The organism is Aestuariirhabdus sp. LZHN29 (assembly GCF_049985285.1).
Lineage (GTDB): Bacteria > Pseudomonadota > Gammaproteobacteria > Pseudomonadales > Aestuariirhabdaceae > Aestuariirhabdus.
Genome location: NZ_JBNIEU010000001.1, coordinates 374,940 through 396,262 on the forward strand (window position 1 = coordinate 374,940; position 21,323 = coordinate 396,262).

Annotated in this window: 15 protein-coding genes; 4 read left to right on the forward strand and 11 right to left on the reverse strand. The window is 54.2% G+C overall.

Annotated features, from left to right (window positions below):
- Window positions 1–58 precede the first annotated feature (58 nt).
- The 3 genes from ACP3PW_RS01740 to ACP3PW_RS01750 all read left to right on the forward strand — a co-directional run bounded on the left by ACP3PW_RS01740 (window position 59) and on the right by ACP3PW_RS01750 (window position 2,989).
- A complete protein-coding gene (locus tag ACP3PW_RS01740; RefSeq protein WP_426414931.1) occupies window positions 59–1,078 on the forward strand; it encodes a serine/threonine protein kinase in 1,020 nt (339 codons plus the stop codon).
- A 105-nt stretch (window positions 1,079–1,183) separates the two neighbouring features.
- Entirely contained in the window at window positions 1,184–2,458 is a 1,275-nt protein-coding gene (locus ACP3PW_RS01745; RefSeq protein ID WP_426414932.1) for a bifunctional O-acetylhomoserine aminocarboxypropyltransferase/cysteine synthase, read from the forward strand.
- Window positions 2,459–2,539: 81 nt separating this feature from the next.
- On the forward strand, window positions 2,540–2,989 hold the full coding sequence (locus ACP3PW_RS01750; protein WP_426414933.1) for a YiiD C-terminal domain-containing protein: 450 nt from the start codon (window positions 2,540–2,542) through the stop codon (window positions 2,987–2,989).
- Between the two features lie 72 nt (window positions 2,990–3,061).
- Here ACP3PW_RS01750 and hemE read toward each other — a convergent pair whose 3' ends face one another.
- The 11 genes from hemE to ACP3PW_RS01805 form a co-directional block, all read right to left on the reverse strand.
- Complete coding sequence (gene hemE / locus ACP3PW_RS01755; RefSeq protein ID WP_426414934.1) at window positions 3,062–4,126, reverse strand: uroporphyrinogen decarboxylase; 1,065 nt, start codon at window positions 4,124–4,126, stop codon at window positions 3,062–3,064.
- A gap of 108 nt (window positions 4,127–4,234) precedes the next feature.
- Complete coding sequence (locus tag ACP3PW_RS01760; protein WP_426414935.1) at window positions 4,235–5,653, reverse strand: FAD-dependent oxidoreductase; 1,419 nt, start codon at window positions 5,651–5,653, stop codon at window positions 4,235–4,237.
- A gap of 70 nt (window positions 5,654–5,723) precedes the next feature.
- Window positions 5,724–10,175: a glutamate synthase large subunit gene (gene gltB / locus ACP3PW_RS01765; protein WP_426414936.1), complete on the reverse strand. Its 4,452-nt coding sequence runs from the start codon at window positions 10,173–10,175 to the stop codon at window positions 5,724–5,726.
- A gap of 177 nt (window positions 10,176–10,352) precedes the next feature.
- A complete protein-coding gene (locus tag ACP3PW_RS01770) occupies window positions 10,353–11,945 on the reverse strand; it encodes an SPOR domain-containing protein (RefSeq protein WP_426414937.1) in 1,593 nt (530 codons plus the stop codon).
- A gap of 9 nt (window positions 11,946–11,954) precedes the next feature.
- Window positions 11,955–13,046, reverse strand: coding sequence for a 3-dehydroquinate synthase (gene aroB, locus ACP3PW_RS01775; protein WP_426414938.1), 1,092 nt, complete (start codon window positions 13,044–13,046; stop codon window positions 11,955–11,957).
- A 9-nt stretch (window positions 13,047–13,055) separates the two neighbouring features.
- Window positions 13,056–13,589, reverse strand: a complete 534-nt coding sequence (gene aroK / locus ACP3PW_RS01780) for a shikimate kinase AroK (protein ID WP_426414939.1) — start codon at window positions 13,587–13,589, stop codon at window positions 13,056–13,058.
- Between the two features lie 17 nt (window positions 13,590–13,606).
- Window positions 13,607–15,748, reverse strand: a complete 2,142-nt coding sequence (gene pilQ, locus ACP3PW_RS01785) for a type IV pilus secretin PilQ (protein WP_426414940.1) — start codon at window positions 15,746–15,748, stop codon at window positions 13,607–13,609.
- Window positions 15,749–15,766: 18 nt separating this feature from the next.
- Window positions 15,767–16,297: a pilus assembly protein PilP gene (locus ACP3PW_RS01790; protein ID WP_426414941.1), complete on the reverse strand. Its 531-nt coding sequence runs from the start codon at window positions 16,295–16,297 to the stop codon at window positions 15,767–15,769.
- 13 nt (window positions 16,298–16,310) lie between these two features.
- Window positions 16,311–16,967, reverse strand: coding sequence for a type 4a pilus biogenesis protein PilO (locus ACP3PW_RS01795; RefSeq protein WP_426414942.1), 657 nt, complete (start codon window positions 16,965–16,967; stop codon window positions 16,311–16,313).
- Window positions 16,964–17,536, reverse strand: a complete 573-nt coding sequence (locus ACP3PW_RS01800) for a PilN domain-containing protein (RefSeq protein WP_426414943.1) — start codon at window positions 17,534–17,536, stop codon at window positions 16,964–16,966. The genes ACP3PW_RS01795 and ACP3PW_RS01800 overlap by 4 nt, the downstream gene beginning before the upstream one ends.
- Entirely contained in the window at window positions 17,536–18,606 is a 1,071-nt protein-coding gene (locus tag ACP3PW_RS01805; RefSeq protein ID WP_426414944.1) for a pilus assembly protein PilM, read from the reverse strand. Before ACP3PW_RS01805 ends, ACP3PW_RS01800 begins: the two co-directional genes overlap by 1 nt.
- Window positions 18,607–18,780: 174 nt before the next feature.
- Here ACP3PW_RS01805 and ACP3PW_RS01810 point away from each other — a divergent pair, with 174 nt between their 5' ends.
- Entirely contained in the window at window positions 18,781–21,270 is a 2,490-nt protein-coding gene (locus ACP3PW_RS01810; RefSeq protein ID WP_426414945.1) for a penicillin-binding protein 1A, read from the forward strand.
- Window positions 21,271–21,323 lie beyond the last annotated feature (53 nt).

Consider the following 21,323-nt stretch of genomic DNA (forward strand, 5'->3'; position numbering starts at 1 on the left):
AGTGCAACACCGGGAGGTGGCGAGGTACAATAGCCACCTCCAACCTTTGGCGGCCCCAATGCACAATAACTCTGCTCCACCAGCGACTGAATCACCCGCCAACCCACCCTATTACACCCTAACACCCGATACGGTTATCGACGCGGTTGAGAGCATCGGCTACCTGAGTGATGCCCGCATATTGGCGCTCAATAGTTACGAGAACCGCGTCTACCAAGTGGGTATCGAAGAGCAAAAACCGTTAATTGTGAAGTTCTACCGCCCCAACCGGTGGACTGATGAGCAGATCGCTGAAGAACACGATTTTTTGTTCGAGCTACAAGAATTGGGGCTACCCGTTGTGCCGCCGCTGGCACTGGAAGACGGCACCAGTGTGCACCGGTTCAATGGTTTTCGCTTCTCCCTATTTCCTCGCCATGGCGGCCATGCACCCGAGCTCGACAACCTCGACCATCTGCTAATGCTTGGACGCATGATGGGACGCATTCACCTGTGCGGGGCCCGCACCCCCTTTCGCTACCGTCCATCGGTCGATATCGACAGCTACGGTGATGCATCGGTGGCATTTTTATTGGCATCAGGAATGATCCCTGAGGGCTTGCGTATCGCCTACCAGTCTCTTTGCAAAGACCTGCTCAGCGAAGTTCGGCGAATCTGGCAGCAGGTCGGCGAACAGCCCCAGCTTCGACTCCATGGCGATTGCCATATCGGCAATATTCTGTGGCGTGATGAGGTGCCCCACTTCGTCGATTTTGACGACAGTCGCAACGGCGCGGCGATTCAGGACCTCTGGATGTTTCTATCCGGGGATCGCAATCAACAGCGGCTACAGGTGAGCGAACTGGTCGAGGGCTACAATGAGTTCAACGATTTCCCAACCAGCCAACTGCGCCTGATCGAACCCATGCGCACGCTGCGCTTACTGCATTACAATGCGTGGCTGGGGCGGCGCTGGCCCGACCCCGCCTTCCCCCACAGCTTCCCCTGGTTTAACACCGAGCGTTATTGGTCGGAGCATATTCTTGAACTGCGCGAGCAACTCTCTGCACTACAGGAACCCCCACTTGAACTCTGGTAATCAAGGTATGAGTAGCCCCTCCTCTCTTTAGTGGTACACCTCTGGCAAAGCGCCCGCACACTGGTATGCTTGGGCTTTTACCATTCGCGTCCCGGGGGATAATCCATGAAAATCGAAACCATCGCCGTTCACGGCGGCTACCAGCCCGACCCAACCACCAAAGCCGTCGCCGTACCCATCTACCAGACCACCTCCTACGCATTTGATGACACCCAACACGGTGCGGACCTATTCGACCTCAAGGTGCAAGGCAATATCTATACGCGCATCATGAACCCCACCACCGCCGTGCTCGAACAGCGCGTTGCGGAAATGGAGGGCGGCATCGGGGGGCTGGCCACCGCATCCGGTATGGCCGCCATTACTTATGCCATTCAGACCATTGCAGAAGCCGGCGACAATATCGTCAGCATCAATAAACTCTACGGGGGTACTTATAATCTGTTCGCCCATACCCTGCCCAAGCAGGGAATCGAAGTGCGCATGGCCCCCCACGATGATATTGAGGCTCTGGCCTCGCTAATCGACGATCGCACCAAGGCAGTATTTTGCGAATCCATCGGTAACCCCCTGGGTAACATCGTCGACATTCGCGCCCTGGCCGACGCCGCGCACGCAAAAGGAGTGCCAGTAATCGTAGACAACACCGTGGCCACCCCTTACCTGCTGCGCCCTTTCGAGCTCGGTGCCGATATTGTCGTCCACTCACTGACCAAGTACATGGGTGGCCACGGCAATTCGATCGGGGGGATCGTCGTTGATTCAGGCAAATTCCCCTGGGGGGAACACGCCGAACGCTTCCCGATCCTTAACCAACCAGACCCCTCTTACCACGGAGTCAACTACGTTGAGGCACTGGGCGCCGCCGCTTATATTGGCCGTTGCCGAGTGGTGCCGTTGCGCAATACTGGCGCGGCGATCTCTCCTATGAACGCATTCCTGATCCTGCAAGGTATTGAAACCTTACCCCTGCGGATGGACCGTCATTGCGATAATGCTCGTGCCGTCGCCACCCGACTGCAACAACACCCGATGGTGGAATGGGTTAACTACGCGGGTCTGGACAGCAGCGTTGATCACGAACTCTGCTACAAGGAGATGGGAGGCCGTGCCTCAGGCATACTTAGCTTTGGCATCAAAGGCGGGGCCGAGGCCGGAGCACGCTTTATCGACGCGCTGCAACTGGTTACTCGTCTCGTCAACATCGGTGACGCCAAATCCCTTGCCTGCCACCCAGCCAGTACCACCCACCGCCAGCTCAATAGCGAGGAGCTGGTAGCTGCCGGGGTATCCGAAGATATGGTGCGCCTGTCCATCGGGATTGAGCATATCGATGACCTGATCGAGGATATTGAACAAGCACTGAAGGCTGCCGAATAGATCACGACACCTCGTTTGGTGCTTTTGGTCATTGGCCCTGCTCCGCAAAGTTGAGACACTCAACGAAAAAGGAGCATTGCCATGACCTTTAGCCCCGAGCAGACCCGTGAATTCGTAGAGGACAAAATCGCCTTTGTGCAGCGCATGGGGCTCCGGGCTGAGCGCCTCGACAAGGGTTGCGTCAAACTAAGAGCACCGCTGCAGGGCAACCAAAACCACATTGGGACAATGTACGCGGGCGCGCTGTTTACGCTCGCCGAGATCCCCGGCGGGGCTCTGTTTATGACCAGCTTCGACGTCTCCCGCTTCTATCCCATCGTCAAAGAGATGAAGATCGAGTTTTTGCGCCCCGCCAAAACTGACATTACCTGCGAGCTGTCTATGGCGATGGAGGAGATTGAAGAGTTGCAGGCGCAGGCCAACGAGCGAGGCAAAGTAGACTATACCCTGCAGGCGCAGCTGATCGACTCCGATGGAGTGTTGGTCGCTCAATCCTGTGCCACCTACCAGCTCAGGCGAATAGGTAACTAGGCGTTTTACTGGCAATAAAAAAGGGCTCGAATACGAGCCCTTTAAAATACTACCTGAACCCCAGGGTATCACCTACTGGTGATACTTCGCAGAGAGTTCATGCACGGCATCGACAAAGACTTTGGCACTCTCCGGATTGACGAACTGGTGAATACCGTGGCCCAGGTTAAAGACGTGCCCGTTGCCCTCACCAAAGCCTTCCAGAATACGGGCAACCTCTTCACGAATGCGCTCGGGTGACGCATAAAGCACGGAGGGGTCCATATTGCCCTGCAACGCGACCCTGTCACCGATACGCTGACGCGCGTCGCTAACATCGATAGTCCAGTCGAGACCCACGCAGTCGGCACCAGCATCGGCAATTTGCTCGATCCACTGACCACCATTTTTGGTAAAGAGAATAACAGGTACCTTGCGGCCTTCGTTTTCGCGGGTCAGGCCCGCCACTATCTGTGCCATGTACTTAAGCGAAAACTCACGGTAGCAAGCAGGACTGAGGACGCCACCCCAGGTATCAAAAATCTGTACCGCTTGAGCGCCTGCAGCGATCTGGGCGTTCAGGTAGGTAATTACCGACTGGGCCAATTTATCGAGGAGCTGATGCATGACCTGTGGCTGGCTGTACATCATCTGCTTGATATGACGGAAGTCTTTGGTGGACCCGCCCTCAATCATGTAGGTCGCCAAGGTCCATGGGCTGCCAGAGAAACCGATAAGTGGTACACGCCCGTTCAACTCGCGGCGAATGGTGCTCACCGCCTTGATGACGTAATTCAGGCGATCAGCAGGATCAGGGATAGGCAACGCCTCTACGTCAGCGGCTGTACGCACGGGCTTCTTAAAGCGAGGCCCTTCACCGGCTTCGAAATAGAGCCCGAGATCCATCGCGTCAGGAATCGTGAGGATATCAGAGAACAAAATCGCTGCATCCAGTTCAAAACGCTCGAGAGGTTGAATGGTCACCTCGCAAGCAAGATCCGGGTTCATGCACAGAGACATGAAGTCACCGGCCTGGGCGCGGGTTGCCTTGTATTCAGGCAAGTAACGACCAGCCTGGCGCATCATCCACACAGGGGTTACATCAACAGGCTCGCGCAGCAATGCACGCAGAAAACGATCGTTTTTCAATTCAGTCATGGTAAATCTCTATCCCGATAGAATACATCAAAGGTGGCGTACTATAACAAACTCATCCCCCCCATAGGCAGCACCACGCACTACCTATGTCGCAGGGGGTGATCTGGATCAAACCTCCAGATAGTCGAGGATACCCTCTGCCGCCTGCCGGCCTTCCCAAATCGCTGTCACCACCAGATCGGAGCCACGAACCATATCGCCACCCGCAAACACCTTGGGATTGCTGGTCTGGAATTTAAACTCCTGCTTCTCTTCAGCAATGACCCCTCCCCAACTGTTCACTTTAATCTGGTGATCCTCAAACCAGGGCGCTGGGCTGGGCTGAAAACCAAAAGCAACAAGTACCACATCGGCAGGAATTACCTGCTCGCTACCTGGCACGACTTCGGGCCGCTGACGACCTTTTTCATCGGGCGCGCCGAGCTGCGTTGAAACCACCTTGATGCCTTCGACTTTCCCGTCACCCACAATCTCCACCGGCTGACGGTTAAACAGGAACTGAACACCCTCTTCCCGGGAGTTCTCCACCTCTTTGCGCGAACCCGGCATATTGGCCTCATCGCGCCGATACACACAGCTCACCGCTGCAGCGTCCTGCCGTATGGAGGTGCGGTTGCAGTCCATCGCAGTGTCACCACCGCCGAGTACCACTACGCGCTTGCCCTTCATATCGATAAACTCATCGCTATCTTCGTAGCCAAGGCAGCGATTCACATTAGAGATCAAAAAGGGCAACGCGTCATGCACTCCGGGGAGATCCTCTCCGGGAAAACCACCCTTCATGGAGGTATAGGTTCCCATCCCCATAAAGACCGCGTCATACTCATCCACCAGCTGTTGCATGGAGACCTCCTTCCCTATCTCCGTGCTAAGGCGAAATTCGATACCCATACCTTCAAAGATCTTACGGCGACGTTTCATCACATCTTTCTCGAGTTTGAACTCGGGAATACCGAAGGTCAGCAAACCACCAATTTCAGGATGGCGATCAAATACGACCGCCTTTACTCCGTTACGGGCCAGAATATCGGCACAACCCAACCCTGCGGGACCGGCCCCGATGATCGCAACCTTTTTGCCGGTGTCCTCGACCCGGGAAAGGTCCGGCCTCCACCCCATAGCAAACGCCGTATCGGTGATAAACTTCTCTGTAGCACCAATGGTGACAGCGCCGAAACCACCGTCTCCCAGGGTACAGGCACCTTCACAGAGACGGTCCTGCGGGCAAACCCGACCGCAGACCTCTGGCAGGGTATTGGTCTCGTGACAGAGTTCGGCCGCTTCAATGATATTGCCCTCGGCGACCAGCTTCAGCCAATTAGGGATATAGTTATGAACCGGGCAACGCCATTCACAGTAGGGATTACCGCATTCCAGGCAACGATGGCTCTGGGCCTTGGACTCTTTATGGGTAAAGGGTTTGTATATCTCTACAAACTGATTCTTTCGGACATCAAGCTCTTTCTTGTTCGGCTCTACTCTGGCCACATCGAGAAACTGAAAGCTGTTATTCAAACGCTCAGTCATAGTGCCTACCTCATCAATACATTCTGTTATACCTGCTACAGAATGTCTCCTGTAGCAGGGCGCTGTACAGTTACTCGGGACGAGTACGAATACTGCTGAGCAGATTGCTCATATTGGCGGCCTTCGGCTTCACCAGCCAGAACTTGCCAATGTAATCGTACATATCCTCCAGCAGCTCCTTACCCCACGCACTTCCCGTCTCGGCGACATACTCTTCGATAATATGGGTCAGGTGGCTGCTGTACTGCTCCATCGACTCCGTATCTATGCGATGAATATCAACCAGTTCATGGTTGTAACGATCAACAAACTGGCGATTCAGGTCCAGCACATAGGCGAAACCACCGGTCATGCCCGCTCCAAAGTTATGGCCAACCTCGCCCAGTACAGTCACCAAGCCTCCGGTCATGTATTCACAGCAATGATCGCCAGCTCCCTCGGTGACCACGTGGGCACCGGAGTTACGGACAGCCAACCGCTCCCCGGCTCGTCCGGCCGCAAACAGCTTACCGCCAGTTGCTCCATAAAGGCAGGTGTTACCAATAATGGATGTATCCCTGGACTCAAACCGGCTACCCACAGGTGGTGTTATGACCAGCTTTCCTCCCGCCATACCCTTACCCACATAGTCATTGGCATCGCCTTCCAGGTACATATGCAAGCCACCGGCGTTCCACACACCAAAACTCTGGCCCGCAGTTCCTTTCAATCGCACACTGACCGGATTGCTCTCCAGGGCCAGATTGCCATGGCGACGAGCTATCTCTCCCGACAGGCGAGCACCGATAGAACGGTCGCAGTTACAGATAGAGTAATTAAACTCTCCTCCGCTCTTGCTCTCGATCGCCGGCAGCATATCCTTGACCATAGCCTCGGCCATCCCCGCCCGATCGAAAGGATCGTTACGGTCAGATTGGCATACCTGAGGTTTGTCCGCCGGGATGTGGTCGTTGAAGAGTAGCGGCGACAGGTCAACATTTGCCTGCTTGTTCGTGTCGCCCGGCAACAGCTCCAGCAGGTCCGTTCGACCCACCAACGCCTCCAACGAGCACACTCCCAGCCGAGCCAACCATTCACGAGTCTCTTGCGCCACAAAGCGGAAGAAGTTCATCACCATCTCAACGTCGCCGATGAAATACTTTTCCCGTAGCTCTTCGTTCTGGGTTGCAACACCCGTGGCGCAGTTATTGAGGTGGCAAATACGCAGGTATTTGCAGCCCATGGCGACCATCGGCGTAGTACCAAAACCGAAGCTCTCGGCGCCCAAGATAGCTGCTTTCACCACATCCAAACCGGTTTTCAAGCCACCATCTGTTTGCAACCGCACCTTCCCACGCAGATCATTTGCCCGCAGCGCCTGCTGTGCTTCGCTCAACCCCAGCTCCCAGGGCGAACCCGCATAGCGGATGGAGGTTAACGGGCTCGCAGCGGTACCGCCATCGTATCCGGAGATGGTGATCAAGTCCGCATAGGCCTTGGCAACACCCGCCGCAATAGTGCCGACCCCGGGTTCAGAAACCAGTTTGACCGACACCTGAGCCTGAGGATTAACCTGTTTCAAATCAAAGATCAGCTGCGCCAGATCTTCTATAGAGTAAATATCATGGTGCGGTGGCGGTGAAATGAGCGTCACGCCGGGTACCGAATGGCGTAGGCGAGCAATCAGTGCATTCACTTTACCACCGGGAAGCTGCCCTCCCTCACCAGGTTTCGCCCCCTGTGCCACTTTAATCTGCAGCACTTCGGCGTTCACCAGATAGTGGGGTGTCACCCCGAACCGGCCTGATGCAATCTGCTTTATCTTCGAAACCTTATCGGTTCCAAAGCGCGCAGGGTCTTCCCCCCCCTCGCCCGAGTTAGAGCGTCCCCCCAGTCGGTTCATCGCCTGGGCGAGTGCTTCATGGGCTTCCGGGGAGAGCGCTCCCAGGGACATTGCCGCGCTATCGAAGCGACGAAAAATCGACTCCACCGGCTCCACCTCATCAAGCGCTACCGCGGTGAGATCTTTGCGAACACCCAACAGGTCGCGCAGGGTCGCCACGGGGCGCTCATTGACCAACGTGGCATAGTCCCGGTAGATGGCGTAATCACCCGTGCGTACAGCTTGCTGGATCGTGTTGACCACGTCGGGATTGAACGCATGGTACTCACTATCGTGGACGTACTTGAAAAGCCCGCCTTGCTGGATTTTCTTGCGCAGCGACCAGGCCTCTTTCGCCAGTAGCGCCTGCTCCTTCTCCAGATGCTCAAAACGAGCTCCCTGAATCCGGCTGTTGACCCCACAGAAACAAAGATCAACAACCTCATCACTTAAACCAATGGCTTCAAACAGCTGCGATCCACGATAGGAGGCGATGGTCGAGATACCCATTTTGGAGAGGATCTTGAGCAGCCCTTTGTTGATACCTTTGCGATAGGCTTTGTGTGCCGAAATAGGGTCGCTCATTAATTCGCCGGTACGAATCAGGTCATCAAGCACCTCATAGCTGAGGTAGGGATAGACCGCCGTCGCGCCGAATCCAATCAGCACCGCGAAGTGATGTGAATCACGAGCCGTTCCGGTTTCCACCACAATATTGGCTTCACAACGCAAGCCTTTCTGAATTAAACGATGGTGAACCGCACCCGTCGCCAATGCGGCGTGCATCGGCAATTTGCCTTGGGTCAGATCACGATCTGTCAGGTTAAGGAACACCTTACCAGCCAATACGGCCGCTTCGGCCTCATCACACACGCGCAATACCGCCTGCTTGAGGGACTCACCCTCGTCATAGTTAAGGCTAATACGCGCCACACCAACGCCAATATCACTCTCATTAGTAATATTCAGGAACTTGGTGGTCGACAGCACCGGCGACCCGAGGATAGTTCGCGCCGCGTGCCCCGGGGTCTCCTCGAACACATTCTGTTCCGCCCCGATGCAGGTTTCCAGCGACATCACTATCGCTTCTCGAAGCGGGTCGATAGGAGGATTAGTCACCTGGGCGAACATCTGCCGAAAGTAGTCATAGACCGAGCGCACACGGCCGGATAACACAGCCATCGGGGTGTCATCCCCCATGGAACCGACAGCCTCCGCACCACTCTCTGCCAATGGCCTCAGTACCTGATCTCGCTCTTCGAACGTAACCTGGAACATTTTCATGTGGCTGTTAAGGGTGTCTTTATCAAAATGCTCAATGCAGTGCAGTTCCTCAATATACTTCGAGGGAATGCGCCGGGCTTCGGCTTTAAGCCACTGCTTGTAGGGCTGCTGGGTCTTGAGCTTATTATCGATATCATGGGCTTGCAGCAGCTCACCGGTTTCAGTATCGATCGCCAGGATTTCGCCGGGGCCGACGCGTCCCTTGGCAATAACATCCTCGGGCTTGTAGTCAAACACACCAATTTCAGAGGCGACCGTCAGGTACCCATTGTTGGTGCGAACCCAACGTGAAGGGCGCAAACCGTTTCGGTCCAATGCGCAGAGCGCATAGCGCCCATCGGTGATCACCAGTCCGGCTGGGCCATCCCAAGGCTCCATATGCATGGAGTTGTACTCATAAAATGCCCGCAGGTCGGGATCCATGGTGTCCACGTTCTGCCACGCCGGTGGCACCATCATACGGATGGCCCGATGAAGCTGCACCCCTCCAGTGACCAAAACCTCCAGCATGTTATCCATACTGGAAGAGTCCGATCCGGTCGTATTGACCAGGGGTTTTACCGCGTCCAGATTAGGCAGCAGTTCGGAGTGAAATTTGCTAGACCGTGCTTTCGCCCAGTTGCGGTTGGCGGTAATCGTGTTGATCTCGCCGTTGTGGGCCAGCATCCGAAAAGGCTGTGCCAACTTCCAGCGCGGCATGGTATTAGTGGAGAAGCGCTGGTGAAAAACACAGATCGCCGTTTGAAAGCGAGGATCACCCAGGTCAGTGTAATACCCGGGCAGGTCGACCGGCATCATCAGACCTTTATAGGAGATGACACGATCGGACATGGAGCAGATATAGAAAGCGGGGTCATCGGCCATGGCCAACCCGGCCTTACGACGAGCCATAAACAGCTTTACGGCAAAATGGGCCTCATCAACATCGTCAGGGCAGTTGATGAATACCTGATCAATGGTAGGTTCCTGATCCAGCGCTATAGGACCCAGGCAATCGTTGTTGGTCGGCACATTGCGCCAACCCACCAACTCCATGCCCTCGGCTTCGATTTCACGATTTATCGCTTGTCGCCCGATCTCGGCTTTTTCAGCATCAGCGCTAAGAAACACCATACCAACGGCATAGTGTCGCTTCAGCTCCTGCTCATACTGGTCCCGAGTCACTTCGCGAAAGAAAGAGTCAGGTTTCTGAATCAACAGGCCGCAGCCGTCGCCAGTTTTGCCATCCGCAGCGATGCCGCCACGGTGTGTCATACAGGTCAGGGCTTCAATTGCTGTCTGCAGCAAATGATGACTTTTTTCACCCTCTGTATGGGCTATCAGTCCGAAACCACAGTTGTCTTTAAACTGCCCAGGATGGTACAAACCTGAACGCATAGGCACACTCCCACCGTATAATCTATTGGATATTCAGTTGGTTAGCCCCTTTGTTTGATTTTATTTGTGGGACCACGGGAAAAAATGGGTCAGCCATTCTACACGCCGAATGCCTTTGCCACAAACCCCTTCACAGTTTTGATATTGAATGCTTAATATAACGAAACATACTAACTATCAATTTTTACCGGCAGAAAGGTTTTTGTACTCCGCCTGCAAGGGCGCTATAGCTCGTGCCCAGGGCTTTTGCGCTTGTAACACCGATGACATCGACTTAATCGCAGACAATGCTGTCTCGCGGTCGGTATAGCTGCCGTAAAGCGCTATAAACCATGCCTTACCCCGATGACGCGTTTCGATCAGGTGCCAGTTTGACCCACTTCCCATACGCGCAATAAATGTTTCTACCGCTTCTCGCTGGTGGCTACCCAGCATTTGCAAGCTGTACGCCGTGGATGACTGGGACACCAGCCACCGTTGGGACGGCAAGTCCACAGGCGGTGGAGAGACCGTTTCAGGGGGCTGAGGCACTATTTCGGCACCTTTTGAAAGCACCGGGCTACTTTTCGAAGCCTTGGCGCTGGCAACTGCCGCTGCACTAACGGGTACCGGCGGTATTGTAGCCGCCGCTACCGGCTCATCAACTTGCTGCTCATCTACCGAAGCGTTGTCGCCCACATTGGATGGCAACAGGGTTTCACGAGGTGTCGCTGGACTCCCCACCTCATCGACTGGCGCTATTAGCGGGGTTTCCTTTTTTTCTTCAAGTTTTTCGACAGCGTCCAAAAGACGCTGTCGCGATTCATCTATAGACTCCCCGTCTGTTGCTATCTGAGCGGACGTTGATGGAATCGCTGCGGTGACAGCATCAACTTCCATCAACACTTCGGGCTCTGGAACCTGCACCGACGGATCATTATCAAACGCCCCCTGCAATAGATAGGAAGCCAGCAGCAGGGCAATGATGCCCACAACCGCCAAGAGGTGAGCCCTGGGCAGCCCGCCCCCACCCCGAGACCTGGTCGTCTTTTCATCGCAGTGATCCTGCAACAGCTGCTCCGCAGCACCTATCACACCCTGAGAGCGCTTTAATAAGCCCCCCAGGGAGGCAGCTGAAAACTTCCCAAGCTCAGCCCAGCGCCCGCTGGCTTGTTGAGTATCCATGTACTCTTTGAGCGACTGCCGGTCCAGCGGCTGAAGGTCGAGCTGGTGCAGGGGTTGGTCTGCGCCATAAAGGTCCAACATGGCCCGCACCGAGGGGTCAGCAAACAGGACCACCCGTATATGCAGCCCTACGTCCCGGGCTCCTTTGACGACATTGAACAGGAACTGCCAACTCTCACCGGGCAACTCCTGTGCATCATCGATCACCAGCAATAGGGGGGTTCGCAGGTGCTGCTGCAATATTTCGAGCAGCCTCCATTCGTCAACCGTAGGGGGCAGCTCCTGAAAACCGATCTGCTTTTGCAGTAATGCTGCTAATTGGGTTGGTGCGGTGGTCGATGCCTGCTCTAAGGTTACGATAGCGCCCTTCCCTTCGTGGCGCGATATAAACTCACGGTAGAGGACGCTTTTTCCTGCACCCAATGGCGCACAGACCAGTAGCATCAGATCGCTGAACTGCGTAAGGTGATCGAGTTTTGCCAGCACGTCTCCCCGCCCGGCACCGGAAAAAAAAACCGTTCGAAAGGATTTAGTATCCGACAACGCTTCTTCAAGGCGTTGCCTGAACGCCTTGCCATCCACCTTGAGATTCGCTCCCTCCGACACCCTACCCCCTCAATGCTCTCCCAGAGCCTGGCCCGCACCCAGCGTTTGCATCAACCGATCCGCCGAAAATTCAGACGATACCACAGCGCTGCCAACAGGACTCAATAGCACCAGCCGCAGCGCTCCATCGATCACCTTTTTATCTACGGCCATGAGTGAGAGAAAGTCCTCTGCTTTCATATCATTTGGTGGGACGACAGGTAGTCCCGCCCTTTTCAATAGATCTTTGAGTACGATCACATCGTCCTTGCCTACCCACCCCATTCGGGCCGATAGATCCGCAGCCATCAACATCCCCACCGCAACCGCCTCGCCGTGTAGCCAATGACCATATCCCTGATGAGTCTCTATCGCATGACCAAAAGTATGCCCCAGATTGAGCAGCGCACGCTTGCCCGACTCGCGCTCATCGCTGGCAACAATTTCCGATTTAATCTCACAAGAGCGGTAGATCGCATATCCGAGCGCATCAACATCCCGCGCCACCAAGGCATCCATCGACCCATGGAGCCACCGATAGAACTCGGTATCGTAGAGCAAGCCGTACTTAATAACCTCGGCTATACCTGCCGATAGCTCACGATCAGGCAGCGTCGACAGGGTATCAATATCGATCAGCACCACCTGGGGCTGGTGAAACGCCCCTATCATGTTTTTCCCCAGAGGGTGATTCACCCCGGTTTTACCACCGACGGAGGAGTCGACCTGAGAGAGAAGAGTGGTGGGCAATTGGATAAAATTAACCCCGCGCTGATAACTTGCCGCCGCGTAACCGGTCATATCCCCGATGACACCACCACCCAACGCTATCAGCGTTGTCGTCCGGTTATGTCGATCCTCCAGTAGCCGGTCAAATAATGTGGAAACACTATCCAGGGTTTTGTACTGCTCACCATCGGGCAGAATGGCGGTGGACACCTGATAACCGTGGAGGCAGGCCAAAACCGAATCCAGATAGAGCGGTGCCACTGTTTCATTACTAACAACCAACACCTGCTGGCCGCAAATATGGTCTGTCAATAACGCCGGCCGTTCCAGCAGTCGCTGCCCAATATGAATGGGGTAACTCCGGTCACCCAGCTCAACCGTTAGTGTTTGCATAGAACTACCTTAGCCTCCCGACTTAAGGGCGGTCTCACGTAACTGATCAGCGATCGCCTGAACGACCATGCGGGGATTGCTATGTTCAGTGCTCACAGTAATATCCGCTACCTGCTGGTAAAGGGGTTCTCGAATCGTCATTAGATCTGTGAGTGTCTTACGGGGGTCAGCGGTCTGCAACAGCGGACGTTTTCGATCACGGGCCGTTCGTGCCAACTGCTGCTCAACGGACGTTTCCAGGTAGACAACGGTGCCTGCATTGACCATTAAACGCCTATTCTCTTCCAGCAAAACGGCTCCACCACCGGTGGATATCACCATCGACCCTGCATCTACCAACTGCCGCAATACGGTGGACTCTCGCTTGCGAAAACCCTCTTCGCCTTCAACGTCGAATATCCACGGAATATCGGCGCCACTGCGCGCCTCGATTTCGTGATCCGAGTCTTTGAATGGGATGCCAATCTCTTTGGAAAGCAAACGCCCGATGGTGCTTTTACCAGCACCCATCGGGCCTACAAGAAAAATCACAGACTGTGTCATCGAGCCATGGCTATCGGTTACCGCAAGGACAGCCCATTATCGATGATTTTGGGCGTAATGAATACCAACAGCTCACTCTTGGTTACAGAATCGCTGGTGCTACGGAACAGCTGCCCCAGGTAGGGAATATCGCCAAGGAAAGGCACCTTGGTCACCTGAGTTGTATTGTTATTTTGGAAAATTCCGCCCAATACAATAGTGGTTCCATCAGCAACCAACACCTGTGTCTCAATCTTCTGGGTACGAATGGCAATTTCACCATTGGCAGGAGAGTTTGAAACATCCGGCGAATCGTTATTCACAGCGATATCCATAATGATATTGCCATCCGGTGTGATCTGCGGCGTTACCTCCAGCGAGAGAACTGCCTTTTTAAACGAGGTTGACGTTGCACCACTTGAGCTCGCTTCCTGATACGGAATTTCAGTACCCGACTCGATACGAGCAGTAGTTTTGTCCGCTGTGAACACCTTAGGCTGGGAGATGACCTCACCTTTACCAGAGCTTTCAAGTGCCGATAACTCAAGGTTGATCAACGTGCTATTCGTAGCGAAACCTATTGCCAACGCGGCAGCTGACTGGCCGTCCGCGAAACCTGCGGCGCCCAAATCAAGGAAACTGTTGTCTGAGGGGTTCGGAGATGCGGCACTTGGAGGAGAGACTGCAGTTGTACCAGAACCACCAATCACCGTGTTCTTACCAGTAGAGCCTTTAGAGCCCACCTTGCCGCCGGACCATTTAACCCCTAGATTCAAACCAAACTGGGTTTCGGCATTTACGATACGCGCCTCGATCATCACCTGCCTGACAGGGATATCGATTCGCTTGACCAGATCCCGCAGCTCATCCAGCTTGCTCTGGGTATCATTCAGCAACAAACTGTTGGTGCGCTGAACTACTTGAACAGTCCCGCGCTCGGACAATACGCCGCTGCCAAGAATGGCTGCGACTTCGGCAGCATCGGCGTAGTTAACCTCCATCAGTTCGGAAAAGGTCGGTGCCAACTCAGCAATCTGCTGATCATTTTCCAGCTCCTGCTTTTCCCGTGCAGCAATCTCTTCTGCCGGTGCCACCATCAACACATTACCAACCTTACGCTTGTCGAGACCCTTGGCCTTCAGCACCAGATCCAACGCCTGATCCCAAGGTACATTCTGCAGGCGCAAGGTAATGTTGCCTCCCACAGTATCGCTGGCAACGAGGTTAAGGTCGGTGAAATCCGCGATCAGCTGCAACACCGAGCGCACATCAATATCCTGAAAATTCAGCGACAGCTTTTCACCTGTGAACGAGAAACGATCCTTTTGTAACTTTTCGAGCTCCTCGACGCTCAGCGGCTTCACACTGATGGTTAAGCTGGTATCTGTTTGATACGCAAGGTAATCGTAACTGCCTTTGGGCTCGACGATAATGACCGCACCATCCTTCTCGGAACTTGCATCGACAAAATGTACCGGGGTAGCGAAGTCGATAACATCTAACCTGTTCTGCAGATCTTTGGGTAACTCCGTCCCTGGGAACCGAAGCTCAATGCGACCAGCGCGCTCGTTCATATCCAAAGCTACATTGGCATTTGATAGAGTGACGATCACATTACCCTCACCCCCTTCGCCACGTTGGAAATCAATATCCGTAATGCTATCCATCTTGGCAGCGACCCGCTTAGGGGTCTCGGCAGCTGAGTTATCGGCGGCTGGCGCTACCGTCGCCAACGTTTTGGACTCGGCGAGATCGGCCCCAATCAGGATATAAAGGCGATTACCTACGGTTCGTGTCGTGTAATTCGCCGGCGCGTCCAGATTTACGACCAGACGCGTACGGTCCTTGGCCTCTATGACCGTTACGCTGCGGGCATTCCCAAAGCCAATCTCGTTGTATTTGCTGGGCAACTCACTGGTGGCACCTGGCAGATCAATTGATATACGCGCGGGCTGCTCAATGGTGTAGCCTTTCGGTGTCGGGACTTCGCCATCGAACTCCAACGACAACTCCACCTTCTCACCGGGCAGGGATGCGGCATCGAGACTCTTGATAGAAGCAGCCTGTACAAGATGAGATGCAAACGCAAAAGTTAGTGTCACTACCGAGAGTGCAATTTTTGAAAATAGTTTCGACTTCATTTTCAGCCACCAGCTGTCATTGTATTGTGATTTATTCATGCAACACCCCCTAGAGCGCTATCCTTCCCGGAGATCAATAGTCCGCGGGCGTTCCACCCACACATCTTTCCCGCTGGGAACGATCTCGATCAGCTTTATTTCGTTCTCATCAATCGACATGATGCGACCATGATTGCGCCCAAGAAAATCGCCAACTTTAACCCGATGGACCCCATCAGCGCCTCTTAGCAGTCCCCATACGCCAGCCTCATTACTCATGCTGCCGACCATAGAGAAACTCGCCACATCAAAGGACTCAAGAAACTGCTTGACCCGATTCGGATCTGGCCGCACGGTTGACGCTGGAGGCGCAACCGTGTCATCCACCGCCACCGCTACCGGTGGCTGGAAGGGGCTACGCATTCCCGCTGCACTGTAGGTAAACGCTTCGTAGGTGGTGAATTTTGGCAGGGGCTGGATCTGGCCCTTGGGCCTTGCTCGCTGCTCATCCATATAGGCCTGCAAGTCCGCAAACTCGTTCCCCGACTGGCAGCCAGCCAACAGCAACACCAGCAGAACCAGACCCGTATTTCGCATACCCTGTATCATCTCTGGCTCCTACTCACTTTTTACGCTTCTTTTTGCTTTTCTTGCCGCTCGCCCTACTACTTTGTTCGTTGTAGCGATAGGTCTTGGCCGTGATCCCCATCTGCAACAGCTCATTATTATCTTTGCCCGAGGGTTTAATTGAAAAGTCGTGCAGTGTCACGATACGTGGCAACGCAGCCACCGCACTAACAAAACTGCCCAGGTCGTGATAATTTCCCTGCACCTGGATCTGGATGGGAAGCTCGATATAAAAACCGTTCACCTTCTCTTTCTGCAGCTTGATGGAACTAAATACCAGGCCACTCCCCATGCCGGCATGGGTAATATCTTCCAGCAACCCGGCCACTTCGGTTTCACTCGGCAACTGCTTTACCAGGGCGCCGAAGGATTTTTCCATCTCGACCATCTGCTCTCGATACGCATTCAGGTTGGCAGCCTGAAAGGCCTTTTTCCCAAACTGCTCTTTTAACGTAACCTCTTCTGCCTCGACACGCTCCAGCTGAACCAGCATATCCTGCACATAGAAGGCGTATCCCGCATACAACAAACCGGACAACAGCAGGATACAGATGATGGCCTTTACCGCGGCCGGCCAACTGCCGATATTGTCCAGATCCAGATCATTAATATCGAACTCATTTAAACCCTTCAGGGAATCGGCCAGGCTCATTTTTTGCCCCCTTTCTTCACGACTTCAGACTGATTGGGGTTAACCTGGGTAACCGTCAGCGAAAAATCGCTACCTGCACGAGTTCCCGCCTTGTTTACGGACTGCAAATTGGGGCTGGAAAACCAGTCTGACTGGTCGAAATCCCGCATCAGGCTCGATACCCGATTATTGGATTCCGCCACCCCCTGCACCGCAAGATTATTACCTTTGATCGACAATGACGTAAAAAACACCCCATCAGGAACCGAGCGCGCCACCTCATCGAACACCCGCACGATGACCGGCCGCGTTCCCTGCAGCTCCTGAATCACCTTCATCCGAGCCAACAACTCCTCACGTTTTTTACGCAAAGCGCTGATCTCTTTGATTTTCTGGTCCAGGGTCTTAATCTCTTTCTTGATGTAGTCATTACGCGCGATCTGGTGCCCGATAATGCCCTCCACCTGACGCCCGGCGAGAAACACCAAGCCACCGGCGATAATGGCAACCCCGACCAACACGGTCAGGAACTGCTTCTTTTTCTCTTCCCGTAGCTCTTCCCGCCACGGTAGCAGGTTAATACGAGCCATCAGTCAAAACTCCTCATCGCCAGTCCACAGGCGATCATCAAAGAAGGGGCATCACTACTCAGTGCGGCCGCGTTCACCTTGTTCGCTATGGTCATACTCGCAAACGGGTTGGCGACCAACGTATGGATGCCGATCTTTTCCTGCACCATCTGATCCAGGCCGGACAAAGATGCCGTGCCGCCCGCAAGAATCACATAATCAACGTCGTTATATTGGCTGGCCGCGAAGAAAAACTGCAACGAACGGGATACCTGCTGCACAACCGCATCCTTAAAGGGAGTCAGCACTTCGGCTTCATACTCATCGGGAAGGCCTGCACCGCCTTGCTTCTTACTCATGCCCGCCTCTTCAAAAGAGATGGCGTAACGACGCTGAATCTCCTCTGTAAGCTGCTTCCCCCCGAACAACTGTTCGCGAGTATAGATGGTTTTTCCGTCAGAGAGCACACTCAGCGTCGTCATCGTTGCACCAATATCGACAATGGCAACAATCTGCTCGTCCTCGGTCTCCCCTAGCTGCGGCTTAATGAGATCGAAAGTCCGTTCAATCGCGTACGCTTCGACATCCACCACCTTGGCGCTCAGGCTACCCAAAGACAGCGCCGCCTCTCGCATATCGACATTTTCTTTTCGGCAAGCCGCAAGCAGCACCTCGACCATGCCTGGATTACGCTCCACTTCTCCCTGAACTTCAAAATCGATCGCCACCTCGTCGAGGGGGTAGGGAATATACTGATCCGCCTCAACCGAGATTTGGCTCTCCAGCTCCTGATCGCTCAGGGCACCATCCATCTCAATAGTTTTTGTGATGACGGCCGAACCAGCCACTGCAACTGCTGCATTTTTGCAAGAGGTGCGGGACTTGCCGACCACACGCGATACAACGTCACCCACCACTTCGAGCTCATTGATGTTCTTCTCAACTACGGCGTTTTCTGGCAAAGGTTCAACGCCATAGGATTCGACACGATACCGATCCCCACTACGGCTCAGCTCGAGCACCTTGACGGATGTCGAACTTATATCGACTCCCAACACCGTATTGGTTTTCTTTTTAAAGAGACTTGCCACGGCCAATTTCCTATCAGCATCCGATACTTACGGACGGTTTGTGTATTTCTACATTAAATAACAGACTCTGTCACAGCGCAAATCTATCAAATGAAAAAAAACTCCTTATAATGGACACTTAGCGTAATAACTGGCACCAGCCATCCTCTAACCCCTTAATTTGTTTGGAATTTCATGAAAAGCACTCTGCGTCTTGCCCGTTTTTTGTGCTGGGCGACTTTTCTCTTAATTTGTGGCTCGGCGCTCATTTTCGCCAGTGCCTACCTGTATTTGAGCCCCGCGCTACCAACGGTAGAGAGCCTTAAGGACGTTCGCCTGCAAACCCCGCTAAGAATCTACACCAGCGACGCTAAACTTATAGCAGAGTTCGGTGAAAAACGGCGTACTCCGTTGCATTTTGAGCAAATCCCTCCCGAAATGATTGAAGCTGTTTTGTCGGCAGAGGATGACCGGTTTTACGAACACCACGGCGTCGATATAAAAGGGCTATTGCGGGCCGTCTCTCAGCTCATCCAAAGCGGACAGATCCAAAGCGGTGGCAGCACCATCACCATGCAGGTTGCAAAGAACTTTTTCCTCTCCAACAGGAAAGTTTTTTCCCGTAAATTCAATGAGATACTGCTCGCGCTTAATATCGAAAAGGAGCTCACCAAAGAGCAAATCCTGGAGCTATATCTCAATAAAATCTACTTGGGCAACCGCGCCTACGGAATCGAAGCCGCCGCACAGGTGTACTATGGAGAATCGATTGATCAGCTAACCCTGGCCCAGATTGCAATGATCGCCGGGCTCCCCAAGGCTCCCTCTCGCTATAACCCGATAATAAACCCCCAGCGCGCGGTGGTACGCCGCAACTGGATTCTCGGGCGGATGCTGGCCCTGGGCTATATCGACCAAGCCACTCACGATATAGCGCACAACGAGCCGGTCACCGCCCGTTACCACGGACTCCAAAACGACGTAGATGCACCCTATTTCGCCGAAATGGTGCGCGCCGACCTACTGGATCGCTTTGGCAGCGCAATCTATACCGACGGGTATCGCGTCATCACCACTATCGACAGCAGCCTGCAGCAGGCCGCGACTGACGCCACCCAGCAAGGCTTGCTCGATTACGACCGCCGCCATGGCTACCGCGGCCCCGAACGCCAGTTATTATTGGACAACGATGGGGCGCTGGAGCAAGCAGCGGAGGCCCTCAAGAGCACTCAGGTAGTCGGGCCACTCATACCGGCCGTGGTGTTAAGCACCGAGCAGCAGCAAGCCGAGATCATGCTGCGCGACGGCGCTGCCATCATGTCCTGGGATGGAATGGCATGGGCCCGTCGCCACATCGACGTTAACACCTTGGGGGAGAAGCCTTTGCTGGCTTCAGACATACTCAAACCTGGAGACCTGATTCGCGTTGAGCGCCAGCCCGACGGGAGCTACTGGTTGGCACAACTACCCTCGGTACAGGGTGCCCTTGTCTCCTTCCGCCCCGATGATGGTGCACTGCTCTCTCTGGTCGGTGGGTTTAACTTTCACTCCAGCAAATTCAATCGGGCCACCCAAGCCCATCGCCAGACCGGCTCAAACTTTAAACCCTTCATCTACAGCGCCGCACTGGAGAACGGCTTCACCGCCGCCTCCATCATCAATGATGCTCCGGTTGTATTTGAAGACCAGGGGCTGGAAGATACCTGGCGACCGCAAAACGACAGCGGTCGGTTTTATGGCCCAACTCGACTACGAACCGCGCTTTATAAATCCCGTAATTTGGTATCTATCCGCCTGCTAAGGCATATTGGAATCGTAAAAGCCCTGGAGTATGTGCAACGTTTCGGCTTCAACCCCGACCTGCTACCCAGAGATCTATCATTGGCGCTGGGCAGCGCAACCATGCCACCCTACGATCTCGCCGCAGGCTATATCGCAATCGCCAATGGTGGTTACCGAGTTATTCCGCACTTTATCCAACGCATTGAGCTTCTTGATGAGACCCTGTTTGAGATGCAACCTCACCGTGTCTGTCGCCTCAATTGCGCAGATGAATTAACGGCCGAAACCTCCGAGCTCAGCGCCCTGACTGACCTGGATACCCTGGAACTAGAGCTGGAATTGGAGCGCGAACTGGAATCCGCACAGGCAGGGGAACAAGCCACCATTGCCCCAGCAGCCATTGACGCCGAGCGCATCATGGATGAACGCGTCAATTACATCATGACAACCATGCTTCGAGATGTCATCCAGTCCGGTACAGGGCGCAGGGCACGGGTGTTGGGACGCAAGGATATCGGCGGCAAAACCGGAACTACCAACGAACAAAAAGACGCCTGGTTCTCAGGATTCAACCCTGATGTTCACACCACTGTCTGGGTAGGCTTCGACGAGCCAATCACATTAGGTGCCCGGGAATACGGCGGTACCGCAGCACTTCCAATCTGGATTAACTATATGGCGAAGGCGCTGCACGATACTCCCGAGCAGCCTCTGGCCCAGCCAGAAGGGATAATCACTATGCGTATCGACCCTGAAAACGGAACGCCCGCCACCAGCGGATCCCCCAGCGCCATTTTTGAAGTATTTCGAAAGGAGTTTGCTCCAGCCGCAATCCAAAATCCCACCTTGCCGTCTCTTGAGCAGGAGGACAGCCCCCCCCCCCTTCCCCCTGAACTGTTTTAAAGCTTCGGATCTCACCAGCGGCTAAACGCCAGACAAAAAAACGCCCCGGTCAA